Raw genomic sequence first — 26,270 nt, 5'->3', positions numbered from 1 at the left:
ATGGCTCCTTAGTTGAGTATCTGGACGGTAGCGCCGGGCTGCACGCGCTGCGCGCCGTCAGTAATCGCTCGCTCACCGGACTTCACGCCGGAGGTAATCTGGAACTGCTGGCCAATCTGTCCGGCGACCATCAGCGGACGCATTTCGGCTTTGCCGTCGGCGTTAACCACCCAGGCGAAGAACCCGTCGCCGTTCTGCTGCACCGCGGCAGCGGGCAGGGTCAGCACGGGCTGTTCGCTTGCCGGGCGCAAATACACGTTTACATTGCCACCGGGCAGGAGCTGATGGCGCGGGTTGGCGAACTCGGCGCGCAGCATCACGCTGGCGGTGCGCGGGTCGATGCGGTTGTCTACGGAGGTGAGCTCGCCGCTGACGCGCTGGCCGTTGCTGTCAATTAACGCCTGCCAGGCCTGCTTCATGGCGCTGATGTCGGCATGCTGTCCGGCTTTGGTAGCAAATGCCCCCTCCTCCAGCGCAAAGGCGATGCGGATCGGGTCAAGCTGCACCACCTCCACCAGCACGCCGCTGGCAGGGTTGACCAGGCTGCCGACGTGGAACTGGCTGTGCCCCACGCGGCCGTCAATCGGCGAGGCGATGCGGGTGTAGTTCAGGGTGACGCTGCGGGTGTCGAGCCGGGCTTTGGCCTGCTCCAGCGCGGCGCTGGCGACGTCCCGCTGCATGCGGGCGTTATCCACGTCGTGACGGCTGATGGCGTTGCTGCTGCCCAGGCTTTCAAATCTGGAAAGCTGCTGCTGCGCCTGACGCAGCGTGGCTTCGGCGCTTCTCACCTCGGCCTGCGCCAGGCGCAGGGCGGCGCGCGGCTCGGCGTCGTCCAGCTCGAACAGCACGTCGCCTTTTTTCACGTACTGCCCGTCGCGGAAGTGGATTTTGGTAATCACGCCTTCCGTGCGGGCGCGCAGCTCAACGGTGTGGATAGCTTCGATGCGGCCCGGGATCTGGCGCTCGGCGGCGTGGGCGGTCTTTTCCACGGCGGCGACGCGAACGGGGATCGCGGAGGCGAAGACGGGTTGCAGGGTGCAGGCGAGGAGTGCGAACAGGAGTGGGCGTTTCATGGGGTTTACCTCAGCGTTGTTTCTCCCCTCACCCCGGCCCTCTCCCACAGGGAGAGGGAGGTCAGAGTTCCCTCTCCCTGTAGGAGAGGGTTAGGGTGAGGGCAAAAGGTTATGCAGCCTTACGGAACCTGCGGGTCAGTCGCTTCTCGATTTCGACGACGAAGAACATCACGCCCGCCACCGCCAGAGTCACGAACCAGTAGCGCAGCGGCAGCGCTTCGGTGCCGAACAGCATCTGCATAAACGGCAGGTAGATAATCGCCGCCTGGAGCAGGAACAGTACGCCCGTCACCAGCCAGATCCCTTTGTTCGCCAGCAGGCCGCGGTTCAGGGAGAACCCTTCGGTGTTGCGGCAGTTAATCATGTACACCCACTGGGCGCAGACCAGCATCTGCAGCAGCACGGTGCGGATGAACTCCGCGCTGTGGCCGCGCGGAGCCAGCCAGGCTTCCAGCGCAAAGGCGGCGATGGCAATCATGGTGCCGACGAAGGCCACGCGCCACACGGCGTAGGCGTCCATCACGTGCTGCCCGGTCTGACGCGGCGGACGACGCATGATGTTGCGCTCGGCGGCCTCAAAGGCCAGGCCGAAGGAGAGCGTGGCGGAGGTAGCCATGTTCATCCACAAAATCAGCACCGGCGTCAGCGGAATGATGTTCCCCGCCAGCAGCGCAATCACAATCAGCAGCCCCTGCGCGAGGTTGGTCGGCATGATGAACAGAATGGTCTTCTTCAGGTTGTCGTAAACGCGACGCCCCTCTTTTACCGCGCTGGCGATGGTGGCGAAGTTATCGTCCGTCAGGACCATGTCCGCCGCCTCTTTGGTCACTTCCGTGCCCTTGATGCCCATCGCGATACCCACGTCAGCCTGACGCAGCGCCGGAGCATCGTTCACGCCGTCACCGGTCATACCGACGATTTCGCCTTTATCCTGCAGCGCTTTCACCAGACGCAGCTTATGCTCCGGGCTGGTGCGGGCGAAGATGTCATACTTCACCGCCGCTTCCGCCAGCGCGGCGTCGTCCATCTTCTCCAGCTCGTAGCCGGTGACCGCCTGCTCGCTGTTGGTGATCCCCAGCATCTGGCCGATGCTCATCGCCGTCTGCGGGTGATCCCCGGTGATCATCTTCACGCGGATCCCCGCCTGCTGGCAGGCGTTAATCGCATCAATGGCTTCCGGACGCGGCGGATCCATCATCCCGGCGATGCCGAGGAAGATCAGACCGTGGCTCAGATCGTCGTGCGTCAGTTCCTGCTCGCCGTTCGCCGGCTTGAATGCCGCGGCGACCATGCGCAGCCCCTGACGGGCATAGCGCTCCATCTCGCTTTCCCAGTACGCGCGGTTGAAGGCTTCCGCACCGTTGCGGGTCTGCTGCTCGGCGCACAGGGCGAAAATGACGTCCGGCGCGCCGGTGATCAAAATCTGCTCCTCACCGCCAATTTGGTAGTGGGTGCTCATGTACTTGTACTGCGAGTCGAACGGGATCTTATTAACCAGCGTAGTCACGACCGGCTCAAGGCTGGCCTTCGCCGCCAGCACCTTCAGCGCCCCCTCTGTCGGGCCACCGGTGATGCCCCACAGGCCGCGCTCGTCCTGAATCAGCTGGCTGTCGTTGCAGAGGTCGATGGTGCGCAGGTACTGCTCCAGCACGGTGCCCGGCTGGATGTGGACCGGCTCGTCGCTGCCTTCCAGGTAGATGTTGCCCACCGGCTCGTAGCTGTTGCCGTCCACGCGGTAGCAGGCGTCGGCGGTGATAATGGCTTTGACCGTCATCTCGTTCATGGTCAGGGTGCCGGTTTTATCCGAGCAGACCACGGTCATTGCGCCGAGCGTTTCAACCGTCGGCAGCTTGCGGATAATCGCCCGCTTGCGGGCCATCGCCTGCACGCCCAGCGAGAGGATGATGGAGATAATCGCCGGCAGACCTTCCGGCACGGAGGCCACCGCCAGGCTGATCAGGGAGAGCAGCAGCTCGCCCATCGGGATTTCGCGGAACACCAGGCTGAAGACAAACAGCGCGGCCATCATTGCGAGGATAATGGCGAAGATCGCTTTACCCAGCTTGTCCATCTGCACCAGCAGCGGCGTGCGGTGCTTTTCGATACCCGCCATCATCTGGTTGATGTGGCCGAGCTCCGTCTCCTTACCGGTCGCGGTGACCACGCCGATGCCGCCGCCCGCGCTGACGGTCGTCCCGGAGAAGACCATATTGGTGCGGTCGCCCAGCGGCAGTTCACCGCTCAGCGGATTAATGTGCTTATCCACCACGGTAGATTCACCGGTCAGAATCGCCTCTTCCACGCGTAAATTATGCGCTTCGATTAAACGCATATCTGCCGGAATACGATCCCCCGCGCGTAATACAATAATGTCGCCCGGGACTATTTCAGTCGTTGGGATAGTTTCATGGTTGCCGTTGCGAATAACGCGTGCCTCGCTGGAGAGCATATTACGAATGCTCTTCAGGGATTTTTCCGCGTTGCTTTCCTGAATATGGCCAATCAAGGCGTTGATAACCGCCACGCCCAAAATAACCAGCGTATCGACCCAGTGACCCATTACCGCCGTTAATACCGCAGCGGCCAGCAGAACGTAAATCAGCACATCGTTAAAGTGCGCGAGAAAACGCAGCCAGCCCGGCTTGCCCTTTTTCTCCGGAAGCGCGTTCGGGCCCTGTTTTTGCAGACGCGCCTGCGCCTCTGCGCGGTCCAGACCGCTCGCCTGGCTTTGCGCGTAGGCAAGCACCTGCTCTGTGGTCTGCTGGTATGCCAGCCCGCCGGAAGGCGGCATGTTTGAGGAGAATTTTTTTTCAGTCATCGTATTTTTCCTTCAATATCCGGTGAACAGAAGCCTGAATTCCTTTCTGGCTTAAATAAATTGATTTTAAAGTCTTGCGGGTAAAATTGATCTACCGCAATATATTTACCACTGGGTTATTCAAAATTGATTAAAATTATTTCGACGAGCTGATTTTTACAAAATATTTCTAAACCATTCCTAAACGAGGGGGTACCATGTTTGGTATTTATCGCGGACGGCGCCTGGCGTTATACATTGTCGCAGCCATTGTTATTGCGACGTTAATTGGATACAGCACTTATACGTTTGTAAAATTATTTTCGTGATGCAGACATTTATTTACATAGCGCGAAATTAATTTAATCATCATGGTTAAATTAATTTCCTTTCGCGCATTATTTGTTGGTGTCGAGAATTATTTCATTAAAAAAGGCCTGGCGGGTTGATATTGCTTTACGTTAAAGGATGCCGGACAATGACATTTTTAACTGACGATTAACATTACGATGAAACACCCGTTGGAATCGCTGCTGACTGCAGGGGGCATTTTATTGCTGGCCCTGCTCTCTTGCTTACTGCTGCCCGCACCGTCGCTGGGTCTGGTGCTGGCGCAGAAGCTGGTTCAGACCTTTCATATGGTCGATCTGAACCAGCTTTACACCATACTGTTCTGCGTGTGGTTTTTACTGCTCGGGGCCATTGAATTCTTCATCCTGCGTTTCGTCTGGCGCCGCTGGTTTTCACTGGCGTCGTAGGCCAATAAAAAAGCCGGGTGGCAGCAATGCCTTTCCCGGCCTACGTTTCGTCAATTTCAATGCGCCCGACTATGGTTCTCTTTGCGATATGCCCCAGGCGGTTGATGGAAGGTGCGGGTAAAGATGCGGGTAAACGTCTGCTGCGATTCAAAACCGTAGCGCAGGCAGATTTCGTACACGCGCTCGTCAGATTCACGCAGATCCCGCGCCGCCAGCAGCAGCTTGCGTTCGCGGATGTAGCGCCCCAGGCTTTCGCCTTTGTACTGCATAAACAGCCGCTGTAAATGCCACTTGGAGTAACCCGCGTGGCGGGCGATCTCTTCGATGCGTAGCGGCTGGTGTAGGTTGTCATCGATCCATTCGACTATGGTATCAATGACCTGAGCGGAAATCGTCATGCTGCTCTCCCCCTCTGTTTCTTGGTTCAACATTATTCCCACCACTCACGAAACTGTTGCATGCTATCGCTCACCCGAACCGGCTCACCCAGTTCCGGCGTCAGCAGCCGATAATTTTTATCCTTACTGGCCCGCGCCAGCTGGATCAGCGGATCGTTCCAGGTGTGTTTCGCCAGCACGAAACGCCCGTTATGCCCCGGCACCACCGCTTTCGCGTTGAGGTCCGCCGAAGCCTGCGCCGTTTCATCCGGCAGCATGTGGATGTACTTCCAGTCCTGGTCGTACTGGCCGTTTTCCATGATGGCTAAATTCACCTCGCCAAACTGCTCGCCAATGGCCTTAAAGTGCGGGCCGTAACCGGAGTCGCCGCTGTAGTAGACCTTCTGCTCTGGCGTGACGAACATAAAACTGCCCCACAGGGTCTGGTCACGCTTGATGCCGCGCCCGGAGAAGTGGCGCGCGGGCAGCACGTGAACCGTCAGCGCATCGCTGATGTGCACCGACTGGTTCCAGTCGCGCTCGTCGATAATCTCAGGCTTCATTCCCCAGTAGCGCAGGTGGGATCCCACGCCGAGCGGCGTCACGACGCGCTTCACCTTCGGCAATAGCGACCGGATGGTGGCGTAGTCCAGATGGTCGTAGTGATCGTGCGAGATAATCAGCAGGTCGATTTCCGGCATGCTCTCCGCACGCCACGGGTACTCTCCCGCAAACGCTTTATTAAGGAACGAGAACGGCGCGGCATAGTTGCCGAGGACCGGGTCGATCAGGATGCGTTTTCCCGCCAGCTGCATATACCACGAGGAGTGGCCGAGCCACACCAGCGTATCCTGCTCCAGAGGCAAGCTCGCCAGATCGGTTTTCACCAGCGGCAACGGCTGCGCCGGACGGGCGTTTTCGGTTTTACGGGTCAGGAACTGCCACCACGCCACCAGCATGTTTTGCTGCCCGGTAAAGCCAGGCGTCGGAAGCGCGTTGTGGAACTTCCCGTCGCGATAGTGCGGAGAAGCCTCCACTTCCGTAAGCTGCGCACCCTGCGGCGGCTGGCCAAATCCGGCATTCAGAACAAACGGTAAACTCGCAGCTGAAGCAATAATCATGACGAACACCACGCAGATGAAGAGAGGCTTTTTCATATCCTGACCCGAAAACGCGCGCCATCCGATGGTTTACGCGGGGAAAACTTGATTATGAGTGAGTAAGCACTCATTATAGATATGATGATAAAGTCGTCAAGACGTTTTCGATCTTTGACATTCCGCGTTGCAGCGTGTCAAAGCACGTGTTTCAATCAGGGTTTTTAGCATTGAGAGGGGGAAAATTTAGTGGCACGTCCGAAGAGTGAAGATAAAAAACAGGCCTTACTGGAAGCCGCAACGGTGGCATTTGCACAGTCAGGTATTGCCGCCTCAACGGCGTTAATTGCCCGTAACGCGGGCGTCGCTGAAGGCACGCTGTTTCGCTACTTTGCTACTAAAGACGACCTGCTGAATGCCCTTTACCTGCACCTCAAGCAGGATCTCTGCCAGACCATGCTGGCGAACCTCGATCGCACCCTCACCCTTCCTAAAGAGCATACCCGCAATATCTGGAACAGCTACGTGGAATGGGGTATTCGTAACCCCGTTTCTCATGCGGCAATCCGCCAGATTGGCGTCAGTGAAAAGCTGAGCACCGAAACGGAACAGGCGGTGAAGGAGATGTTCCCGGAACTTCACGAGCTGTGCCGCCGCTCGGTGCGCCCGGTGTTTATGTCCGATGAATTTAAAACGTTTGGCGATGCGCTTTTCTTATCGCTGGCGGAAACCACCATGGAGTTTGCCACCCGCGATCCGTCCCGTGCCGTCGATTTTAAAGCGCTGGGTTTTGAAGCTATGTGGCGCGGGCTGGCTCAGGAGGATAGCGATGGACAGTAACTCTCTGCAGGCACACGCGAAACGCGTCGCGCTGGAGATGCCTTTCACCGAACACTGCTGGCCGTTTGGCCCCGAGTACGACGTGTTTAAGGTGGGCGGGAAAATTTTTATGCTGATGGCCACCGCACACGGCAGGCCCCACGTTAGCCTGAAATCCGACCCGGAAAAATCCCTGTTAAATCAGCAGATTTATCGCGGCGTTGAGCCGGGCTACCACCTCAATAAAAAACACTGGATCTCGCTTTACGGCACCGACGACATCACGCCTGAACTGGTCGCCGACCTGATCGCGGACTCGTGGAATCTGGTTGTCGATAAGCTGCCGAAAAAAGACCAGAAGTGGATACGGCCAGCCTGACTGTTCGTCTGTGCCGAACAGTATAACCGCTCGAATCGCACTTATCTTTTGCGGCTTCGCGCGGTAATCTGCTCTCCTTTCGCGCCCGCGCACGGGCGAATTTCATTACCAGGAGTAGTTATGGATATCATTTCTGTCGCCCTGAAACGCCACTCTACCAAGGCGTTCGACCCAACCAAAAAACTGACCGCTGAAGAAGCGGAAAAAATCAAAACCCTGCTGCAGTACAGCCCATCCAGCACCAACTCCCAGCCGTGGCACTTCATTGTGGCCAGCACCGAGGAAGGTAAAGCCCGCGTGGCGAAATCCGCCGCGGGCACCTATGTGTTCAACGAACGCAAAATGCTGGATGCTTCTCACGTGGTGGTATTTTGCGCGAAAACCGCGATGGACGACGCCTGGCTGGAGCGCGTTGTCGATCAGGAAGAGGCGGATGGTCGTTTCAACACGCCGGAAGCGAAAGCGGCCAATAACAAAGGACGCCACTATTTTGCCGATATGCACCGCGTGGATCTGAAAGATGACGACCAGTGGATGGCGAAACAGGTTTACCTGAACGTCGGTAACTTCCTGCTGGGCGTGGGTGCGCTGGGTCTGGACGCCGTGCCAATCGAAGGCTTCGACGCCGCTATTCTCGACGAAGAGTTTGGCCTGAAAGAGAAAGGCTTCACCAGCCTGGTGGTGGTGCCGGTTGGGCATCACAGCGTGGAAGATTTCAACGCCACGCTGCCGAAGTCTCGCCTGCCGCTGAGCACGATTGTGACCGAGTGCTGATCATTACAGGCACGCCCGCTTCAGGCGTGCCCGTTTTCAATAAAGCGTAATTTGCGGATGCTTTACCCCGCACACCAGCGCATAACGCGTTAATGTGTCCAGACTCGCCCGAGTGATATTGGCCTCCATTCGGGAGACCGTCGGTGCACTGACGCCCATCAGCTCCGCCACCTGCGCGCGCGTCAGGCCAGCCTGGTTACGCCACTGCGCCAGCATCTCACGCAGGCGCTCCTTACGTTCTTCCGCGTCAAAGGCGGCCTGAACCTCCGAATCGCTTAATAGTTCAGCTCTGAGTGCGTCCCAGTCAATAATCTTCTTGCTCATCCAACATCTCCTGTTGTCGTTTCAATGCCAGACGGAGTTCAGCTGAGGGTGTTTTTTGCGTCTTCTTCACAAATACGCGCATAAGAAAAATCGTCTTTTCCCGCTGGTAAACATAGATACCTCGGGTATGGATCAGCCCAACGGTCCTTATTTCAAACAGGCCATGCGGCAATGGTTTGCTGTCAGGTTCCCGAAGAGCCGTCGGGTTTATGCGCAATTTATCAAGCTGGCGAATCAGCTTCGCCTGCACCCCAGCAGGCAGTAAGAGAATCTCTTCCCTGACCGCCTCATGGACAATAAGTCTGAACACGGTTTTCATCCCTGATGATATTAGCATATAAGGCAATTTGCATTAAAGGCTAATTTTGCCTTTCGTGACTTACCTTACCTGCTTTTATCCGGTCGTACCGGATCCTCGTTGATTCCCTGAAAGCGCCTCGCAAAAAACTTATTTCCCCTGCTCCGCCAGCCATTCCATTGCCCTTTCACCCGCCTCATCCACCGGGAGATACACAAGCAGCCGCGATCCGTTTCGCGGTGCGGAGTACCAGTACATCTGCTGCAGCGTAAAATCTCCCAGTTCTGGATGGGTAAACAGCTTGAGCTGGTTCTCCACGCCGCGCACGTCGTTGCGCTGGTGCCACAGGGTTTTAAACTCTTCAGACACCGCGAAGAAGCGCGCCAGCTTGGCTTCCCACAGCGGGTCGCCCCGGTGCTCGGCCATCGCCGCGCGGAAATAGGAAACGAAAATCGGCAGCACGTCGTCGCGTCTGCCGAGACGCGCGCGCCACGCCGGATGGGTGAGGAACAGGTAAATACAGTTGCGGTCTTCCGGCGGGATGTCATTGAAATCAACACCCATCAGGTGCCCGAAGCTGTCGTTCCACGCCACGATGTCGAAGTTGGGCTTCTGAATGCTGGCGGGTTTTGGCATCAGGGTATCGAGCAGGCGGCGAGTGCCTTCGCTGATGCCCTCGCAGCAGACCGCCTGCGGCGCTTCAGTCGGCGGTAACCCCGCTAACACAAACAGATGCCGGGTTTCGGTTGGGGTGCACTGCAGGGCTTTCGCCACGGCGGCCATCACCGTGCTGGACGGTTTGACGTCCCTGCCCTGCTCAAGCCAGGTATACCAGGTCACGCCCACATCCGCGAGCATCGCCACCTCTTCCCGGCGCAGGCCCGGCGTGCGGCGCCGACCGCTGCGCGGCAGGCCGAGACGCTGCGGATCGAGGCTTTCCCGCCGGGCGCGTAAAAATGCCCCCAGCTGTTTTCGGGTGTCATCCTGATGTGAGGCGACGGGTTCAGACATCAAGGCCATAAATCCCCCTGCATGGTAGTGTCAGTACCAGTATAAGCAAGAACTGGTACCCGTTTATCAGATGGTTGATGCTACGACCATCTGATGAATGACGCAATGGAGTTACCATGAATACGTCAGTTGTTTCACCGGGCCGCGCAGGCCTGATACTGCTGTTGACCGGCCAGATGCTGCCGATGATTGATACCTCAATCACCAACGTGGCGCTGGACGCTATCACCCATTCACTGCAGGCTACCGCCACCGAGCTCGAGCTGATTGTCGCCCTCTACGGCGTGGCCTTTGCCGTCTGCCTCGCGCTCGGCAGCAAGCTGGGGGATAACCTTGGCCGCCGTCGCCTGTTTATGTGGGGCGTGGCAGTTTTTGGCCTGGCCTCGCTGCTGTGCGGGATGGCGGGAAACATTGAACAGCTGCTGGCCGCGCGCATCGTTCAGGGCGCGGGGGCAGCGCTGATTATGCCGCAGATTCTCGCGACGCTGCACGTCACGCTAAAAGGCAGCGCCCACGCGAAAGCCATAAGCCTGTTTGGCGGCATCGGCGGGATTGCGTTTATCGTGGGCCAGATGGGCGGCGGCTGGCTGGTGTCGGCGGATATCGCCGGGCTGGGCTGGCGTAACGCCTTCTTTATCAACGTACCGATTTGTCTGATGGTGCTGGCGTTAAGCCGCCGCTACGTGCCGGAAACCCGCCGTGAGACGCCGTCGCGCATCGACTGGCCGGGCACCGTGCTGCTGGCGATCATTCTTTGCTGTCTGCTGTTCCCGATGGCGCTCGGCCCACAGCAGCACTGGCCGTGGTCGCTTAAGGTTATGCTTCTTGTCATTATTCCGCTGGCCTGGCTGATGGCGCAGAATGCGCGCAAAAAGGAGCGTGGGAATGCCCATCCACTGATCCCGCCGCGTCTGCTTCAGCTTCGCAGCGTTCGCTTTGGCATCGTGATTGCGCTGCTCTTTTTCAGCGTCTGGTCCGGGTTTATGTTCTGCATGGCGCTGACCATGCAGACCGGGCTGGGGATGGCGCCGTGGCAGTCCGGGAACAGTTTTATCGCCCTTGGCGTGACCTATTTTATCTCCGCATGGTTCGCGCCGAGGCTGATTGCCCGCTACAGCACCAGCACGATTCTGCTGACGGGTCTGGCAATACAGATAATCGGCCTGCTGGCGCTGATCGTCACGTTCCGCTACTGGGGATTGCAAAATACTGCGCTGACGCTGGCGCCTGCCACCGGGCTGGTAGGCTACGGCCAGGCGCTGATTGTAAACAGCTTTTACCGCATCGGGATGCGCGATATTCAGCCCGATGACGCGGGGGCCGCGAGCGCCATTCTCAGCACGCTGCAGCAGGCCGCGCTGGGGCTGGGCCCGGCCATTTTCGGCGCGATTTTGCTACACGGGCTGCAGAATTATCACGGAAATTACGCGCAGGCGATTAACCTTTTCCTGGCGGTAGAAACCGGCCTGATGGTTATCCTGGCGCTGGCAACAATTCGTATGCGTCACAGGCTGTGCCTGCCGGTGGCGAAGGTCTGCCAGGCCGCCAAATAAGCCCGCGAATTTGCATAATAGATCCGCAGCCGCCATTATGGGGCTGCAACAATACAGGAGATGTTATGCAGGAATTAATTGCTCAGGTTGAAGAGTTAGGCATTGAAATTAATCACACCACCTCTTTAGTGATTATCTTTGGTATTATTTTTCTTACCGCCATCATCGTTCATTTTATTCTTCACAAAGTGGTGCTGCGCGCATTTGAGAAACGCGCGCAGGCCAGCAGCCATTTATGGTTGCAGATCATTACCCAGAATAAATTATTTCACCGTCTGGCCTTTACCCTTCAGGGGATAATCGTCAACGTTCAGGCGGTGCTGTGGCTGCAAAAAGGCAGCGAAGCGGCGGAAATGCTCACCACCTGCGCGAAGCTGTGGGTGATGGTGCATGCCCTGCTCTCCTTCTTCTCGCTGCTGGACGTGATTTTTAACCTGTCGCAGAAAATGGCCACCGCGTCGCAGCTGCCGCTAAAAGGGATTTTCCAGGGCATCAAGCTGGTGAGCGCCATTCTGGTGGGGATATTGATTATCTCCCTGCTGATCGGCCAGTCCCCGGCGATTCTTATCAGCGGTCTGGGCGCCATGGCCGCCGTTCTGATGCTGGTGTTTAAAGACCCGATACTCGGACTGGTGGCGGGGATTCAGCTCTCCGCCAACGATATGCTCAAGCTCGGCGACTGGCTGGAGATGCCGAAGTACGGCGCCAACGGCACGGTGACGGATATCGGCCTGACCACCGTTAAGGTGCGCAACTTTGATAACACCATCACCACCATCCCGACGTGGGCGCTGGTCTCTGACGCCTTTATTAACTGGAGCGGCATGTCTGCCTCCGGCGGGCGACGCATTAAGCGCAGCCTGAATATTGATACCACCAGCATTCATTTCCTCGACGAGCAGGAGCAGCAGAAGCTGATTCAGGCGAAGCTGCTTAAGCCCTATCTGGCCGCGCGTCATGAGGAAATTAGCCTGTGGAATCAGCAGAACGGTGAAGGGGAATCAGTATTAAATCTGCGCAAGATGACCAATATCGGCACCTTCCGCGCCTACCTGAATGAATATCTGCGCAACCACCCGCGCATCCGCAAAGATATGACGCTGATGGTGCGCCAGCTCGCACCGGACGCCAACGGCCTGCCGATTGAAATATATGCCTTCACCAACACAGTGGTCTGGGCGGAATATGAGGAAATTCAGGCCGACATCTTCGATCATATTTTTGCGGTGGTGGATGAATTTGGTCTGCGCATTCACCAGTCACCAACCGGGAACGATATTCGCTCCCTGGCGGGCGTCATCGCGCAATAATCAGGCACTGGCGCGGGAAATAAAGCGCCAGTCCATCATCACCCTCTCCGTGGGCGCATCCGGGTTGTCGATCTTATTTAAGAGCAGATCGACCGCCTTGCGCCCGATATCCCGCGACGGCTGTTCGATGGTGGTGAGCGAAACCATCTCCGCGAGCTCGGTGCCGTCAAAGCCCACGACCGCGATATCCTCCGGCACCCGCAGCCCGGCCTGCTGAATGGCCCGCAGCGCGCCCGCCGCCAGCGTGTCGGAAACGGCAAATACCGCATCCGGCGGGTTTTCTTTTAGCAGATTTTGCATCGCGGCCATGCCCGCGCCGGAGCTGAGATCGCTGGCATACTCCACCGCCTGATAGTCCAGATCCCGCAGGTGGATCACGCTTTTGTAGCCCCGCTCGCGCAGGCGGGCATATTTGTAGCTGAGATCGTGGTTGATCATCGCGATACGCTTGCGGCCGCCGTCGGCCAGCTGGCTGACGGCATGCTGTGAAGCGTCCACATCATTGATGCCGACGCAGGAGACCGCGCCCGCATCGGCGTATTCGGCGCACTGCACCCACGGTGCAGAACCAATCAGCGCGGCCAGTTCCGGCAGCTTCGAGAAGGCGTCCATGGTGATAATGCCGTCGACGATTTTGCCGGAGAGCAGGCTTAAGCCCGAGCGGGAGCGCTCGATGTCCGAGCCGGAGTTGCACAGCAGAATGCGGTAGCCGTTTTTCTCCGCCTCAGCTTCGATGCCCTTTACCACTTCGGCGCAGAACGGGTTGGCAATGTTGGACACCATTACCAGGATCATATAGCTGCGGGCGGTGCGCAGCTGACGCGCCAGCAGGTTTGGCTGGTAGTTGCTCTCCTGAATCGCCCGCAGAACGCGCTCGCGGTTTTTCGCCTTCACGGTGTCGCTGTTATTCAGCACGCGGGAGACCGTCGCCACGGAGACCCCGGCCAGCTGAGCGATTTTCTGAATTGACATAGCGACGACACATCCTGCGGTTAGCGTTTTGTGCAGGCTACCATAAATTTATTGCCCGGCGAACCGGGCAACGCGTTATTGTTCCACGCGCACCCAGCGCTGCTGCTGATGGCTTTTCACAATGGCATCAATGATATACATCACGTTTGCACCATCGTGAAACGTCGCAAACTGCGGCGTATCCGGCATCGCGCCCGCCTGCACGGCGCGGTAGAACTGCGCCATCATATTTTTGAAGGCGTCCGGCCAGCCTTCGATATGTCCGCCGGGGAAGTGGGCGCTGTCGGCCACATCAGGGTTCATCAGCCCCGGATCGTCGGTGAGCGTCTGGTTGGCCTGTGCGCGATGGCCGATCCACAGCTGCTGCGGCACCTCCTGATCCCACGCCAGCGACCGCTCGCTGCCGTTGACCTCAAACGTCAGGCGGTTTTTACGCCCTGCGCTCACCTGCGAGACGCTAAAGCTGCCCTTGCTGCCGTCGTCGAAGCGGAACAGCACCGAGCCGAAGTCTTCGGTGGTGACCGGTTTGTCTTCATACTCCGCCCGCTCGTCGTGGGAGAAAGTTTGATTCCCGCCTTTGCTGGCCCTTCGCGTCGGCCAGACGATGGAGAGATCCGCCATCACCTCGGTAATGCGCCGCCCGGTGACAAACTGCACCGTGTCGCACCAGTGGGAGCCGATGTCCGCCACCGCGCGTGATGCGCCGCCCAGCGCGGCATCTACCCGCCAGTTATAGTCGGTTTCCAGCAGCATCCAGTCCTGCAGATAGCTGCCGTGCGAGGCAAACAGCCGCCCGACTCTGCCCGCACGCATCATACTCGCCGCCTGGCGCACCATCGCAAACTGGCGATAGACAAAGCTCACGCCGTGCACCGCGCCCGTCTGATCCGCAAGCGCCACCAGCTCGCGCGCCTCGTCCAGGGTCATGCACAGCGGCTTTTCGGAAAACACGTGCTTGCCCGCGCGCAGGATCTGGCGGTTAATCTCCGCGTGCAGGTGGTTAGGCGTGCAGTTGTGCACCACGTGCAGATCGGGGTGTGCGAGCAGTTCCTCAACGCTGCCGTACGCGTGCGGCACGTTAAGCTGACGCGCTTTTTCCCGCGCTTTGGCAAGCGCGCCGTCGCAGAGGGCCACAACCTGCACGTATCCGAGACGCCGCAGCGCCTCGATATGCGCCGGGCCGATAAACCCGCTGCCGATAATTCCGACGTTAATCATGCTTGCCTCCAGCGGCGAAATCATCAAACGCGCGCCCGGAGACCGGAATGATGTGGCGGCGGATAAACTCGCTGCCTTCGCGCGCGCCGGTATCCCCGTCCTTCAGACAGCACTCCCACTCCAGCACCGCCCAGCCGTCATAGTCGTACTGGGTCAGCTTGCTGAAAATGCCCTTAAAGTCGATCTGCCCGTCGCCGAGCGACCGGAAGCGTCCGGCGCGGTTGATCCACGGCTGGTAGCCGCCGTACACGCCGCTGCGCCCGTTCGGGCGGAACTCCGCATCCTTCACGTGGAACGCCCTGATGCGCGCGTGGTAGATGTCGATGAAGGTCAGGTAGTCCATCTGCTGCAACAGCATGTGGCTCGGATCAAAGAGAATGTTGCAGCGTGGGTGGTTATCCACCAGCGCCAGAAAACGCTCGAAGGTCACGCCGTCGTGCAGATCTTCCCCCGGATGCAACTCAAAGCAGACGTCCACCCCCTGCTCGTCGAAGGTATCCAGAATCGGCCGCCAGCGGTTTGCCAGCTCCCCGAACGCTTCCTGAAAACGCTGTTCGTTATGCGGCGGCCACGGGTAGAAAAACGGCCAGGCCAGCGAGCCGGAGAAGGTGGCGTGCGCTTTCAGGCCTAATCTGGCCGAGGCGACCGCCGCCTGTTTCAGCTTCTCCGTGGCCCACGCCCGGCGCGCCGCATCGTTACCGCGCACGGACGTGGGCGCGAAGTGATCAAACGCGTCGCTGTAAATCGGGTTTACCGCGACAAGCTGCCCTTCCAGATGGGTCGACAGTTCGCTGATAACCAGCCCGTGCGCGGCCAGCTTAGCGGTGATGTCATCGCAGTAGGCCTGGCTCTCAGCCGCTTTCTCGACGTCAAAAATATGCGGATGGTTGCAGGGGATCTGCACCGCTTTATAACCTTTACCTGCCGCCCATTCAGCCAGCCCGTCGAGCGAATTAAACGGCGCTTCTGCGTCAATAAACTGAGACAGAAAAATGCCGGGTCCTTTTATCGTCCTCATACCACCTCCTGAACATTACGCCTTGTCATCGTCATACTTAAACGTGAGAAGGAAAATCAGCGCGATCGCCGCGGCAGCCACCGCCGGGATCCACCAGAATGTCACCCACGCCTGCGGCACGGTCTGCCCGGCCACCAGGCGGTTATAGAGCGCGCCGGAAATCTGCGAGCCGAGCAGCATGCCGATGCCGTAGGTGAACATGACGATCATGCTCTGGGCCTGGCCTTTCACCTTCTCGCCCGCCACGCGGTCGGTGTAGATAAAGCCGACGACAAAGAAGAAATCGTAGCAGACGCCGTGAAGCAGAATGCCGAGGTACAGCAGGATGCGTCCTTCTTCGCTGACGCCCAGCGCGAACATGGCGTAACGCACGAACCACGCCAGCATGCCGATCAGCAGCATCACCTTCACGCCCAGGCGGCGGAACAGCAGCGGAATGACCAGCATGAAGACGATCTCGGACATCTGCCCGAACGACATGGCGGTGCTGACGTCGGCAATTCCAGCATCCGCCAGATACGAGGCGGTGTAGGCGTAGTAGGTGCCCAGCGGAACGGAGATCAGCATCGCGCAGACGGAGAAGACGAAGAAGTGGCGGGTTTTGAGCAGCGCAAAGGCATCCGCGCAGAAGAGATCGCGCACCTTGACCGGCAGGCCTTTCGCCGGGGCTGGCGTGTGCGGCAGCGTCAGGCTGTAAAGCGCCAGCAGCACGGAGCTGGCCGCCGCCACCTGGAAGATGGTGACGCTTGCCGACACGCCGGTAACGCCGATGAAAATACCCGCCACGATCCAGCCGATGGTGCCGAACACGCGCACCACCGGGAAGGTTTTATCCACGTTCGCCAGGCTGTGAAACGCGATGTTGTTGGTCAGCGCCAGCGTCGGCATGTAGCAGAGCGTGTAGCCAAACAGCAGGCCAATGAGCAGCGCGCCGTTTTCGGCAATCAGCGCGCCCGGAACAAACCACAGGATCGCCGCCCCGGCGAGATGCATCACCGCCATTACCTTTTGCGAGGCAAAGAAGCGATCCACCAGCATGCCAAGCACGAACGGCGAGAGAATAGAGGCGATTGGCCCGGCGGAGAACGCATCGCCAATCAGCAAAGACATGTTGTGCTGAGTCATCACCAGGCCGAGCGTGACCGACCAGCTACCCCAGATAAAAAACTGCAAAAACATCATCAGCGACAGCCGCGGAACCAGCAGCCGGTGCTGTGCTATCGCCTTCCCACTACTTTCAGTTGTTGACACCATGATGAGCCCCACCCTCAAAAGTAATCGATTACAAAACAGTTCAAGTAAAAAGTAATCGATTACAAAACAAAGATCCTGTGGATCGAAACAGATTTGGGAGGGGGGTCACGATAAAGCTCGTTGTATGACAAAACGAGACGTTCTGATTGTAGCCATAGCCAATAGGCTATAAAATAATACAGCGAGGAAGCTACAGGAGAAACGATGTGGAATGTCGAGACAACGGAAAGATTTGACGAATGGTTCTTTGAACAAACAACAGCATTAAAAGAAGATGTGCTGGCAACAATGCATATTCTTGCTGAATTTGGCCCGACGCTTGGGCGGCCATACGTAGACACCGTGAAGGCTTCAGCCTATGCGAACATGAAAGAGTTACGGATTCAACATGCGGGAAATCCCATCAGAGTTTTTTTTGCTTTTGATCCCGACCGTAAGGCAATTGTGCTCTGTGCTGGAGACAAAACCGGTTGCAATCAAAAACGGTTTTACGACGAAATGATTACGCTGGCTGATGTTGAGTACAGCAGACATCTGGCGGATAAGGAGGCCATATGGCAACGCTAAAAGAACTCATGGCACAACAGAGCGCGGAAAGTCAGGAGCGTATTGCGGCTAAAGTTGAAGTGATGCGCAGAATTGTTGCCCTGAACCAACTGCGGGAAGAGCTCAATGTTTCGCAGACAGAGCTGGCCGAGGCAATGGGGGTAAAACAACCCACTGTGGCAAAAATCGAACAGCCGGGAAACGATCCCCGGCTTTCAACGCTCAAACGTTATGTCAGTGCGCTAGGCGGTGAAATGAGCATCGATGTGACGTTACCGAATGGGAAACGGATCGCGTTTCAGATTTGATACTGCAGGTGGCTGCTTCGCCTGACCGGGCGTGAAGGCAGGTGCGGTCTGGTGCCCTCACCCCGGCCCTCTCCCACAGGGAGAGGGAGAAAACCGCGCTACTTTTTGCGCGAGAGCTTAAATGCGATAAACAGGAACACCACCCACACCGGCAGCAGCATTGCCGAAAGACGCATCTCATCCATGGTGCACATCAGCGCCAGGATCAGCCCCAGGAAGGCGATACAGATGTAGTTCCCTGCCGGGTAGAGCAACGCCTTAAACTGCGTCTCGCGTCCCTTGCGGCGCATCGCGGCGCGAAAGCGCAGGTGCGCCAGGCAGATCATGATCCAGTTCAGCAGCAGCGTCGCGACCACCAGCGCCATCAGCAGGCCAAAGGCCTGTTTCGGCAGCAGGTAGTTGATCAGCACGACCAGAGAGGTAATCGCGCCGGAAAGGAATAGCGAATTCACCGGCACGCCGCGACGGCTAACGCGGGTGAGAAACTTCGGCGCGTTGCCCTGCACGGAGAGGCCAAACAGCATGCGGCTGTTGGAGTAAACACCGCTGTTATAGACCGACAGCGATGCCACCAGAATGACGAAGTTCAGCGCCGAAGCCACCACATTGCTGTTGAGATCGTGGAAAATCATCACGAATGGGCTGCTGTCGGACTTCACTTCCACCCACGGGTAGAGCGCCAGCAGCACCACCAGCGAACCGATGTAGAACAGCAGAATACGGTACACCACCTGGTTGACCGCTTTCGGAATGCTTTTGTGCGGGTCGCGCGCTTCGGCAGCAGTAATGCCAATCAGCTCCAGCCCGCCGAAGGAGAACATGATCACCGCCAGGGAGAGGATCAGCCCTTTCCAGCCGGTCGCGAGGAAGCCCCCGTGCTGCCACAGGTTGTCGATAGTGGCCCGCTCGCCGCCGTGGCCGGAGAACAGCAGCCACAGGCCGAAACCGATCATGCCGATAATCGCCAGCACCTTGATCAGCGCAAACCAGAACTCGGTTTCGCCATACAGGCGCACGTTCACGAGGTTAACGGCGTTAATGATGATGAAGAAGGCCGCCGCCCAGATCCACGTTGGCACGTCCGGGAGCCAGTACTGCATGTAGATGCCTGCGGCGGTCAGCTCCGCCATCCCCACCAGCACGAACATCACCCAGTAGTTCCAGCCGGAGAGGAAGCCGGCGAACGGGCCCCAGTATTTATAGGCAAAGTGTGCGAAGGAGCCTGACACCGGCTCTTCAACGACCATCTCGCCGAGCTGGCGCATGATCAGGAAGGCGATAATCCCGGCGATAGCGTAACCCAGCAGAACCGCCGGGCCGGCCATCTGAATGGCAGGGCCGATGCCGAGAAACAGCCCGGTACCGATCGCGCCGCCAAGGGCAATTAACTGAATATGTCGATTTTGCAAACCACGTTGCAGCGTCGGATTCTGATCCGACGAAGCTTCAGCGCTACCATGGCCTGAAGCGGATGACGCGTCTTTCACGCCCTACCCCTGTCTCTTTTTTAGAAGGGGCACGTTTTAACACTTCATGCTGGTGGTAGCAAGTTTAACGCCGGGCCAGCGCGTGCGCCCGGCGGATAAACGTCACGACCCGATGATCCCGCCGTCCGCTTTGGTAATCACCACCGTTGACGAACGCGGGCGTCCGTTCGGGCTGGCGTCCGGCCAGTTAGAAACGGCGCGCGGATTGGCCGGGTCGGTAATATCATCCCCGCCCTCCCCCGGATGCTGAATGTTGATAAACAGCGTCCGGTTGTCCGGCGTAAACGCGATGCCGGTAATTTCACACCCGCGCGGCCCGGTCAGGAAACGGCGATACTCGTTGGTGCCCGGAATGGTGGCCACCATCTGGTTATTGCCCATCCCCTCGTAGGCTTTCTTATTAATGGTGCTGGAGGAGACGTCGGTCTGGATCCACAGGACGCCCTGATGATCGAAAGAGAGTCCATCAGGGCTGCCGAATGCCGCGCCCTGCATGGAGCCTTTGGCCTTCGGATCATCGCTGTCGGTCCGCCCACCCATCACCAGAATATCCCACTTAAAGCGTGCAGCAGTAGGGTCTGCTCCGTCTTCGCGCCAGTGCATAATATGACCAAACACGTTGTTGGCGCGCGGGTTGGCGGCATCCACCGGCGCCTTGCCCTCTTTCCCGCGATCGCTGTTGTTGGTGAGCGTACAGTAGACGCTGCCGCTGGCGTGCGGATCGACGGCTATCCACTCGGGACGATCCATTTTGGTTGCCCCCACCGCGTCGGCCGCCAGGCGGGTTTTAATCAGCAGATCGCCCTGGCTTTCAAACCCTTTGCTTTTATCCAGACCGTTTTGCCCGAAGATCAGCGGCAGCCAGTCGCCGCTCCCGTCCTCGTTGAACCTGGCGACGTACAGCGTGCCGGACGTCAGCAGCTGCATATTGGCTTCACGGTTCGCGGGATCGTATTTTTTATCCGAGACAAACTTATAGATGTACTCGAACTTCTGATCGTCACCCATATAGGCCACCACGCGGCTGTCGGCGGCGAGCGTGACGGCCGCCCCTTCATGCTTGAAGCGGCCCAGCGCGGTGTGCTTGCGCGGGGTGGAGGTTGGGTTGTAGGGATCGATCTCCACGACCCAGCCGAAACGGTTCGGTTCGTTAGGAGTTTTATCGACGCTGAATCGCTCATCCACCTCGTTCCAGCGGTAGGATTCATCGCTGTCGCTGATGCCGTAGCGTTTTTCCAGCGGGTTACGATCGGCTTTTTTAACAAAAATATCCGACCAGTTCTCCTCGCAGGTGAGATAGGTGCCCCACGGCGTATGGCCGTTGGCGCAGTTTTGCATGGTGCCCAGCACGCGTTCACCCTGCGGGTCGGCGGCGGTTTTCATTAAGTCCTGATGCCGCGCCGGGCCGGTAAGCTGCATCGGCGTATTGACGGTGATGCGGCGGGCATATGAAGACGGGCGTACCACCTGCCAGTCGCTGCCCGCTTTTTTCACTTCCACCACCGAGACGCCCATCGCGTTCTGCCCTTTACGGGCTTTGTCGAGGCTCCAGTTCGCCGTACCGTCGGTAAACAGCATCCCGTTGTCGATGTATTCATGGTTCATTGCCAGCAGGCCATGATCCGGGTTTTGCTCCCCCTGCGGCAGACTAAACCACGCCATGCCGTCGTGGTGCATGCCCGCCTGTACGGCCTGTTCGTCCGTGGTGTTGCTGGCGTCCGGCTTAAAGGCCGGCATGTTGTTCTTGATCCCCGTCGGGTCACCCCAGCGATAGAACGGGCGGGCAATATAGCCTTCCGGCACCCTGACCGTATCTTCCGTGGAGACGTCGATACTGGTAAAACCCAGGGAAACCGCTTTTGCCAGCGCGGAAGGCTTCGATACCGCGGCAACGGCATTTTCGGGTTTAATCAAAAAGGGGAATGAAACGGCAGCGCCCGCGACGGCACCCATCTGGAGGAAACGGCGGCGGGAGAGGAACACCTCAGCCACCTCGGAGAATACCGGGTTAGCGCTGCGATTAGCGATATCGTCGCGATGTTCTTTTTTAAAAACGGATTTGAGGGGTCTGCCCATAGCGGCTTCCTGTCATTGGCCAAGAGGTAAGGATGTGGCGACCAGTGTAAGAAGCTTTTATTACAATTTTATAACACAGTGACGGAAGGATGGGGGCATCCGTGCCCCGGATAACGAGGTGGAACGCTTAGAACTCGTAGCCAACCGAGACCTTAAAGGTCCGCGGTTCGCCCTGAGTGATGTAGGTACCGGAGTCGTCCACGCTGGCCCAGTAGTTTTCGTTGGTCACGTTATCGATACCCGCGCGCACGGTCATCTGGTTTGCGTTGTGGTTCACCGCGAAGCGATAGCGCATGCCCAGATCCAGCGTAGTGTAGCTGTCGAGCTTTTTGCTGTTCGCGAGGTCGGCATACTGCGTGCCGGAGTGGTTCACCCGCGCGGTCGCCGTCAGGCCGTCAACCGGCTTGATGTCGTACTCCGCGCCCAGCACGGCGTAGAAGTTCGGAATACCGATCGCATCGTTGCCCTGGTTCACGCCGTTTTTGGTTTTGGTCAGCTCCGCCTGCAGCCAGGTGGCGCTGGCGTTCAGGCGCATCCCGAGCATCGGCTCGCCGAAGACGTTCAGCTCCACGCCACGGTTACGCTGCTCCGCATCCAGGCCGTAGTGATTGTTAGCATCGAGGATCGCCGACGGCATTTTGATCTCAAACAGCGCCAGAGAGCCGCCCACGCGCCCGAAGTCAGCCTTCACGCCCACTTCGTTCTGCTTAGAGTGAACAATGCCGGTGCTCTGGCCGTAGTTGGTGGCGGTGTTAGGTGCGGTTTTGCCCGGCTGCAGCGCTTCGGTGTGGTTGGCGTAGAGGGAAATTTCCTCCCACGGTTTGTAGACCACGCCGTAGGTTGGCATCCAGCGACTGCCGTCGAAACCGTCCGCGTCGTTCTCTGCGCCGGTGATTTTGTTATACCCGCGAACGACCACTTTCTGATGGCGCGCGCCTGCGGTGAACAGCAGCTTGTCGTCAAGCACGCCCAGGGTATCGCTCAGCAGCCAGCCCTGGGTGCGGGTGCGCCCGCTGGTCAGCGGATCGCTGTATTTGCCGCCGGAGCCGTTGAAGTTAGTGCTGTCCGGCATATCGACGCCGGTGTTGTGGTAGATGTTGGTGGTCGGATTATCTTTCGCCGCCGACATTTTCCACGCGATTTTTTCGTTTTTAGTCATCGCGGAGTACCCGACGTTCACCTTGTGCGAGACGAAGCCGGTAGTGAAGTTACCGCGAATACCCGCCATGCCGCTGACGGAATCGCTGATGCGGTTGGTATCCAGACGGCTGACCGTCGCCTTGCCACTCTTGTCCACCAGCTTCGGCGCGCTGTAGATCCCTTCTTCATGCGCGTGCTGCGCGCCCAGGCCAGTATAGGCCGTCCAGTTATCGGTAATGTCGTACTCGCTGCGCCACATCCCGAACTCGTTTTCGATATCGCTGTAGGCCCACTTCTGCGAGAAGTTCCGATCGTTTTTCGGCGGTTCAGGCACGAAATCCACCGCCGAGATGTTGACGCTGGTCGGGCTGCCGTGGAAGGTTTTTTTCTGATAGCCCAGGTCCAGCGAGGAGCGGAAGCGGTCGCCTTTGTAGTCCAGGCCGGTGGAGAGCAGCGTGGTGCGGCGGCGATCGTTAGGTACGCCGGTTTCCCCTTCACGATGGACGAGGTTGACACGTGCGCCGAACTGGTCGTTATCGCCAAAGCGACGGCCTGCATCCAGCGTGGTGCCAATCTGGGAGTCCGAGGTGTAGTCCACGCCCACTTTCGCCTGCGGGGTGTCGCCCGCGTTTTTTGGCTCAAGGTTGATCATCCCGCCCACGCCGGAGCTTGCCGCGCCGTTCATCAGGGAGTTTGCCCCTTTGAAGATCTCGATGCGGTCGACCATCTGGGCATCCACCACCTGACGCGGCAGCACGCCGGACAGGCCGCCAAAGGTCATGTCGTCGCCGTCAAACTTCAGGCCGCGAATGCGGAAGGTTTCAGCGCTGTTGCCGTACCCCTGAACGAACTGCACGCCCGCGTCGTTGGCGACCACGTCAGCAATGGTTTTCGCCTGCTGATCTTCCACCAGCTTCGAGGTGTAGCTGATGATGTTGAACGGCACGTCCATGGCGTTCTGCTGTCCGAGCATCCCCATGCGTCCGCCGTTCGCCACCTGCCCGTCAAGGAAGGCTGGCACCAGCTGGTCGCCGCCGGGTTTGAAGTCGCCGGCAGGTGCAGACTGCACAACAATGGTGTCTTCTTTTTTATCCTCCGCCGCCCAGGCGGGATGTGTAACCGCGCCAATGGCGAGTGCCAGCAGCGTTTTGTGCATTTTGGTGTTGTTCATCGTTAACTCGTTTGAAAGTGCGCGCAAAAATGACCCGTTGGCGGGCCTTAGAATGTATTAGTTGCAATGCAAATGAGAACTATACGCATTATCCATACTTTGGCAAGCGCAAATATGCGCAAGATCCAGCTCAAAAAAGTGCGTGATAAAGGGGCCCCCTCATCCTTTAGCACAGTAAAACGCGGGAGTATTTCCGAAGATGAAGAGGTAGGAAGCAGCGTTCACCGGAACGAGCTGTATACTAATGCCATGGTCGCGTTGACGGAAAAAATCGGGAATAGAGTGACGAAAAGGTTCGTCTTTTTTCGGGCGCTCGTTTGTATCACTGGAAATCATAATAATTCGCCCTTCTTCGCGCCAGTAACGGAAGGCAATTTTATTGCTGATGGCAACCGTTTCGTGACCCGCCTGACTGTATTCTCCGGTGGAATCGTAACTGCCAGCACCATTATTAAATGTAAACGTCATGAGGGCATCTAGCCGCGAATTTTCATCAACAATAATGAGATGACTCTCACAGGTAAAATGATTCCGCTGATAATGCGTATACCAGGCATAAAAAAGTGGCGCGATAATCATCAACAGGATGAACAACCAGCGCACATTCCGGCTAGTCATTTTCATGGTATTGCTCCCTGTACAAAATAGAATCACATTGTGCACCAGCAACCTCAGGCAATTTATCGCACACAATCACCGACGTTCCATTTTGATAACGGTTGAGCGTGATATAGGCCACCCCACCGGCGTTGCACTGAATGGGATAACGTTTGGTCAGGCCAATATATATCCGCTGACTTTTTATTTTGTCATACCAGGAGGAATAAACGTCGCACCCTGCAATATTGCCTATCGGTTGATAGGTTTCAAATCCCGCGCGTTTTTCATGCAACTGTTGATAGAGAACCATACACGAAAGGATAAATAACACCGTAGCGACGCCATACGCTATTTTCCCTGAGAGAAAGCGGAAACGGTTATCTGCTACTCGCGGTGTCGGCACGGAAGCTTCAGTTTGCAGGTCGGCTGGCGAAGCCGCGTCCGTCGCGATAAAGGTGTCGAGTGTACCCGTCTGAATTTGAGCAACCGACTTAAACCCCGCTTTGGGTACGGTTTGCACAACATTATCTGCCAGACCCGCCATCTTAAGGGCCTTACGGATAGAGGCGATAGTCTGGTAGAGGGCGTTGGTCGTGACAACTGCACCCTGTTTTTCCCATACCGCTGAGAAAAGATAACGTTGCGTAAGCACCTCACCGTTGTGTTCAAGCAGCTGTAGCAGGCACTCGCTAACCGGAGCATGCAGGAGCACAGCGCGCTCAGGGTAGCCCGAAAGTGAGCACAGTCGACGCAGCTCAGGCTCAAAAAGCACGGTGCCGTTTATCAGAAAGACGGGCTTCATGACGCACCGGCCGTTAACGCGCAGGGATTTTGTACATTCATCATTATTATACTTTCACATCCGTATCCGTTTTCTGATTCAGGAATTAGTTATTTATTATCAACGAATTATTGGTTTTCACTCCCCATTCCCTCTCACCTTCCGCCCAGCTCAAGGATCAACTTAATCAGTATAAATCATTTATCTTCACTCCTCTTTGCTGCAGAGGAATCGTAACCTATGCGGTATCGAAAGGGCGCTATCAGGCTTCTCATTACCTGGTAGTGTCCACAGAAAGAAATGCTGAATCTTTTTCAAAATTTGCATTTTTATGTTGAGCGGTCGATTGCATATCGATTCTCAGAACAAACAAAAGAAAAATGAAAAGAATGTGACATTTTATCTCAAAAATACAACTTATATCGACAAAAACTCCATGCCAGGGTGAGGTACAACCGGTTTCTCATAGCGCACAGGGATGTGTATTGGAAAGCATTTATTGCAGCCATATAATCCACCCTATAAACGGTATGGATTATCTCAGCGCTTATATGTAGTGATGCAAGTTCGTCTTCATTTAATATGGGTATTAGATATGGGTTATCGTCTATATGGGTTTATGATCGGTGATGACATTCATTTTGATATTTCTAACCGCAGACTCTACCGCCTTACTGGCATCCAGAGTGATAAAAGTATTGCATTTGCCTCTATTTATTTTAATGAAACGATGCTCAGGCTTTTCCTTTATTTGTTGATGAATGGCAGAGCCCAGCCCATCCCTAAAGAAGAGCTCTTTGAAGAAATTTGGGAGGCGCATAATCTGAGCCCCTCCACACAACGACTGTGGCAGGTTCTGCGCAATCTCAACAACAAACTGAGTATGCTAGGGTTACCAGAAAACTTTATTCGCAATATTAAAGGGTGTGGTTACATCATTAATTATTCAGATGTAATCCCCGTTTATTACAGAATGAGCGAACTCCCGGCTCATTCTGTTAAAAAAGAGGAGAAGACAGATAGCCTGAGTGAGTGATGTCAACTCAGGTTCTTGCCCTGAGCACTCACGTGTGAGGGGCTTTTTTTTATCATCTCTCTGCCACAGCATTTTTTTCGTTAATGATTTATT

Annotated in this window: 25 protein-coding genes; 9 read left to right on the top strand and 16 right to left on the bottom strand. The window is 57.1% G+C overall.

The window, feature by feature from the left end; genetic code table 11:
• Window positions 1-8: 8 nt before the first annotated feature.
• Both V1603_RS08965 and V1603_RS08960 read right to left on the bottom strand, forming a co-directional pair.
• The gene (locus V1603_RS08965) at window positions 9-1,073 is read right to left on the bottom strand and encodes an efflux RND transporter periplasmic adaptor subunit (protein ID WP_395313796.1); all 1,065 of its coding nucleotides are present in this window, start codon (window positions 1,071-1,073) and stop codon (window positions 9-11) included.
• Window positions 1,074-1,182: 109 nt separating this feature from the next.
• Complete coding sequence (locus tag V1603_RS08960; RefSeq protein ID WP_395313795.1) at window positions 1,183-3,891, bottom strand: cation-transporting P-type ATPase; 2,709 nt, start codon at window positions 3,889-3,891, stop codon at window positions 1,183-1,185.
• Between the two features lie 488 nt (window positions 3,892-4,379).
• Here V1603_RS08960 and V1603_RS08955 point away from each other — a divergent pair, with 488 nt between their 5' ends.
• Window positions 4,380-4,628, top strand: coding sequence for a DUF1158 domain-containing protein (locus V1603_RS08955; RefSeq protein WP_116341357.1), 249 nt, complete (start codon window positions 4,380-4,382; stop codon window positions 4,626-4,628).
• Between the two features lie 56 nt (window positions 4,629-4,684).
• On the opposite strand, the gene V1603_RS08950 is transcribed toward V1603_RS08955, so the two are convergent.
• The gene (locus tag V1603_RS08950; RefSeq protein WP_028012253.1) at window positions 4,685-5,026 is read right to left on the bottom strand and encodes a RamA family antibiotic efflux transcriptional regulator; all 342 of its coding nucleotides are present in this window, start codon (window positions 5,024-5,026) and stop codon (window positions 4,685-4,687) included.
• Between the two features lie 32 nt (window positions 5,027-5,058).
• The gene (locus V1603_RS08945) at window positions 5,059-6,162 is read right to left on the bottom strand and encodes a RomA family MBL fold metallo-hydrolase (RefSeq protein WP_395313794.1); all 1,104 of its coding nucleotides are present in this window, start codon (window positions 6,160-6,162) and stop codon (window positions 5,059-5,061) included.
• Window positions 6,163-6,351: 189 nt separating this feature from the next.
• On the opposite strand from V1603_RS08945, the gene V1603_RS08940 reads away from it, so the two are divergent.
• From V1603_RS08940 to nfsB, 3 genes are all read left to right on the top strand, one after another.
• Window positions 6,352-6,942 (top strand): TetR/AcrR family transcriptional regulator, encoded by a 591-nt coding sequence (locus tag V1603_RS08940; protein ID WP_192983324.1) that lies wholly within the window; start codon window positions 6,352-6,354, stop codon window positions 6,940-6,942.
• A complete protein-coding gene (locus tag V1603_RS08935; protein WP_163330525.1) occupies window positions 6,932-7,300 on the top strand; it encodes an MmcQ/YjbR family DNA-binding protein in 369 nt (122 codons plus the stop codon). Before V1603_RS08940 ends, V1603_RS08935 begins: the two co-directional genes overlap by 11 nt.
• A gap of 120 nt (window positions 7,301-7,420) precedes the next feature.
• Window positions 7,421-8,074: an oxygen-insensitive NAD(P)H nitroreductase gene (gene nfsB / locus V1603_RS08930; protein WP_116341365.1), complete on the top strand. Its 654-nt coding sequence runs from the start codon at window positions 7,421-7,423 to the stop codon at window positions 8,072-8,074.
• A 36-nt stretch (window positions 8,075-8,110) separates the two neighbouring features.
• Here nfsB and V1603_RS08925 read toward each other — a convergent pair whose 3' ends face one another.
• The 3 genes from V1603_RS08925 to V1603_RS08915 form a co-directional block, all read right to left on the bottom strand.
• Window positions 8,111-8,398 (bottom strand): helix-turn-helix transcriptional regulator, encoded by a 288-nt coding sequence (locus V1603_RS08925; protein ID WP_192983327.1) that lies wholly within the window; start codon window positions 8,396-8,398, stop codon window positions 8,111-8,113.
• Complete coding sequence (locus tag V1603_RS08920) at window positions 8,379-8,708, bottom strand: type II toxin-antitoxin system RelE/ParE family toxin (RefSeq protein ID WP_395313793.1); 330 nt, start codon at window positions 8,706-8,708, stop codon at window positions 8,379-8,381. The genes V1603_RS08925 and V1603_RS08920 overlap by 20 nt, the downstream gene beginning before the upstream one ends.
• 138 nt (window positions 8,709-8,846) lie before the next feature.
• Complete coding sequence (locus tag V1603_RS08915; RefSeq protein ID WP_395313792.1) at window positions 8,847-9,716, bottom strand: helix-turn-helix transcriptional regulator; 870 nt, start codon at window positions 9,714-9,716, stop codon at window positions 8,847-8,849.
• Between the two features lie 107 nt (window positions 9,717-9,823).
• Between V1603_RS08915 and V1603_RS08910 the strand changes: the two genes are divergently transcribed.
• Together V1603_RS08910 and V1603_RS08905 are read left to right on the top strand one after the other, a co-directional pair.
• Window positions 9,824-11,260, top strand: a complete 1,437-nt coding sequence (locus V1603_RS08910) for an MFS transporter (protein WP_395313791.1) — start codon at window positions 9,824-9,826, stop codon at window positions 11,258-11,260.
• Between the two features lie 65 nt (window positions 11,261-11,325).
• Window positions 11,326-12,570 (top strand): mechanosensitive ion channel family protein, encoded by a 1,245-nt coding sequence (locus tag V1603_RS08905; protein ID WP_395313790.1) that lies wholly within the window; start codon window positions 11,326-11,328, stop codon window positions 12,568-12,570.
• On the opposite strand, the gene V1603_RS08900 is transcribed toward V1603_RS08905, so the two are convergent.
• From V1603_RS08900 to V1603_RS08885, 4 genes are all read right to left on the bottom strand, one after another.
• On the bottom strand, window positions 12,571-13,542 hold the full coding sequence (locus tag V1603_RS08900) for a LacI family DNA-binding transcriptional regulator (RefSeq protein ID WP_163330531.1): 972 nt from the start codon (window positions 13,540-13,542) through the stop codon (window positions 12,571-12,573).
• Window positions 13,543-13,617: 75 nt separating this feature from the next.
• Window positions 13,618-14,760 (bottom strand): Gfo/Idh/MocA family protein, encoded by a 1,143-nt coding sequence (locus V1603_RS08895; protein WP_395313789.1) that lies wholly within the window; start codon window positions 14,758-14,760, stop codon window positions 13,618-13,620.
• Complete coding sequence (locus tag V1603_RS08890; protein WP_395313788.1) at window positions 14,753-15,778, bottom strand: sugar phosphate isomerase/epimerase family protein; 1,026 nt, start codon at window positions 15,776-15,778, stop codon at window positions 14,753-14,755. The genes V1603_RS08895 and V1603_RS08890 overlap by 8 nt, the downstream gene beginning before the upstream one ends.
• A gap of 15 nt (window positions 15,779-15,793) precedes the next feature.
• Entirely contained in the window at window positions 15,794-17,032 is a 1,239-nt protein-coding gene (locus V1603_RS08885; RefSeq protein ID WP_166710360.1) for an MFS transporter, read from the bottom strand.
• 204 nt (window positions 17,033-17,236) lie between these two features.
• Here V1603_RS08885 and V1603_RS08880 point away from each other — a divergent pair, with 204 nt between their 5' ends.
• Both V1603_RS08880 and V1603_RS08875 read left to right on the top strand, forming a co-directional pair.
• Entirely contained in the window at window positions 17,237-17,599 is a 363-nt protein-coding gene (locus V1603_RS08880; RefSeq protein WP_395313787.1) for a type II toxin-antitoxin system RelE/ParE family toxin, read from the top strand.
• Complete coding sequence (locus V1603_RS08875; protein ID WP_116341386.1) at window positions 17,587-17,886, top strand: helix-turn-helix domain-containing protein; 300 nt, start codon at window positions 17,587-17,589, stop codon at window positions 17,884-17,886. Before V1603_RS08880 ends, V1603_RS08875 begins: the two co-directional genes overlap by 13 nt.
• Before the next feature lie 98 nt (window positions 17,887-17,984).
• Here V1603_RS08875 and pheP read toward each other — a convergent pair whose 3' ends face one another.
• The 5 genes from pheP to V1603_RS08850 all read right to left on the bottom strand — a co-directional run bounded on the left by pheP (window position 17,985) and on the right by V1603_RS08850 (window position 25,162).
• A complete protein-coding gene (gene pheP, locus V1603_RS08870; protein ID WP_163331055.1) occupies window positions 17,985-19,373 on the bottom strand; it encodes a phenylalanine transporter in 1,389 nt (462 codons plus the stop codon).
• Between the two features lie 102 nt (window positions 19,374-19,475).
• Window positions 19,476-21,449 carry a PhoX family protein gene (locus V1603_RS08865; RefSeq protein ID WP_395313786.1) on the bottom strand — a complete coding sequence of 658 codons (1,974 nt, stop codon included), beginning with the start codon at window positions 21,447-21,449 and terminating at the stop codon, window positions 19,476-19,478.
• A gap of 127 nt (window positions 21,450-21,576) precedes the next feature.
• Window positions 21,577-23,760 carry a TonB-dependent receptor gene (locus tag V1603_RS08860; protein ID WP_395313785.1) on the bottom strand — a complete coding sequence of 728 codons (2,184 nt, stop codon included), beginning with the start codon at window positions 23,758-23,760 and terminating at the stop codon, window positions 21,577-21,579.
• Between the two features lie 159 nt (window positions 23,761-23,919).
• Complete coding sequence (locus tag V1603_RS08855) at window positions 23,920-24,384, bottom strand: hypothetical protein (RefSeq protein ID WP_166710354.1); 465 nt, start codon at window positions 24,382-24,384, stop codon at window positions 23,920-23,922.
• On the bottom strand, window positions 24,371-25,162 hold the full coding sequence (locus tag V1603_RS08850) for a winged helix-turn-helix domain-containing protein (RefSeq protein WP_302218851.1): 792 nt from the start codon (window positions 25,160-25,162) through the stop codon (window positions 24,371-24,373). Before V1603_RS08850 ends, V1603_RS08855 begins: the two co-directional genes overlap by 14 nt.
• Before the next feature lie 574 nt (window positions 25,163-25,736).
• On the opposite strand from V1603_RS08850, the gene V1603_RS08845 reads away from it, so the two are divergent.
• Entirely contained in the window at window positions 25,737-26,177 is a 441-nt protein-coding gene (locus tag V1603_RS08845; RefSeq protein WP_192983359.1) for a transcriptional regulator, read from the top strand.
• Window positions 26,178-26,270: the final 93 nt, after the last annotated feature.

The organism is Enterobacter sp. ECC-219 (assembly GCF_043966805.1).
GTDB lineage: Bacteria > Pseudomonadota > Gammaproteobacteria > Enterobacterales > Enterobacteriaceae > Enterobacter > Enterobacter cloacae_N.
This window is presented reverse-complemented; position numbering and strand designations above follow the sequence as displayed.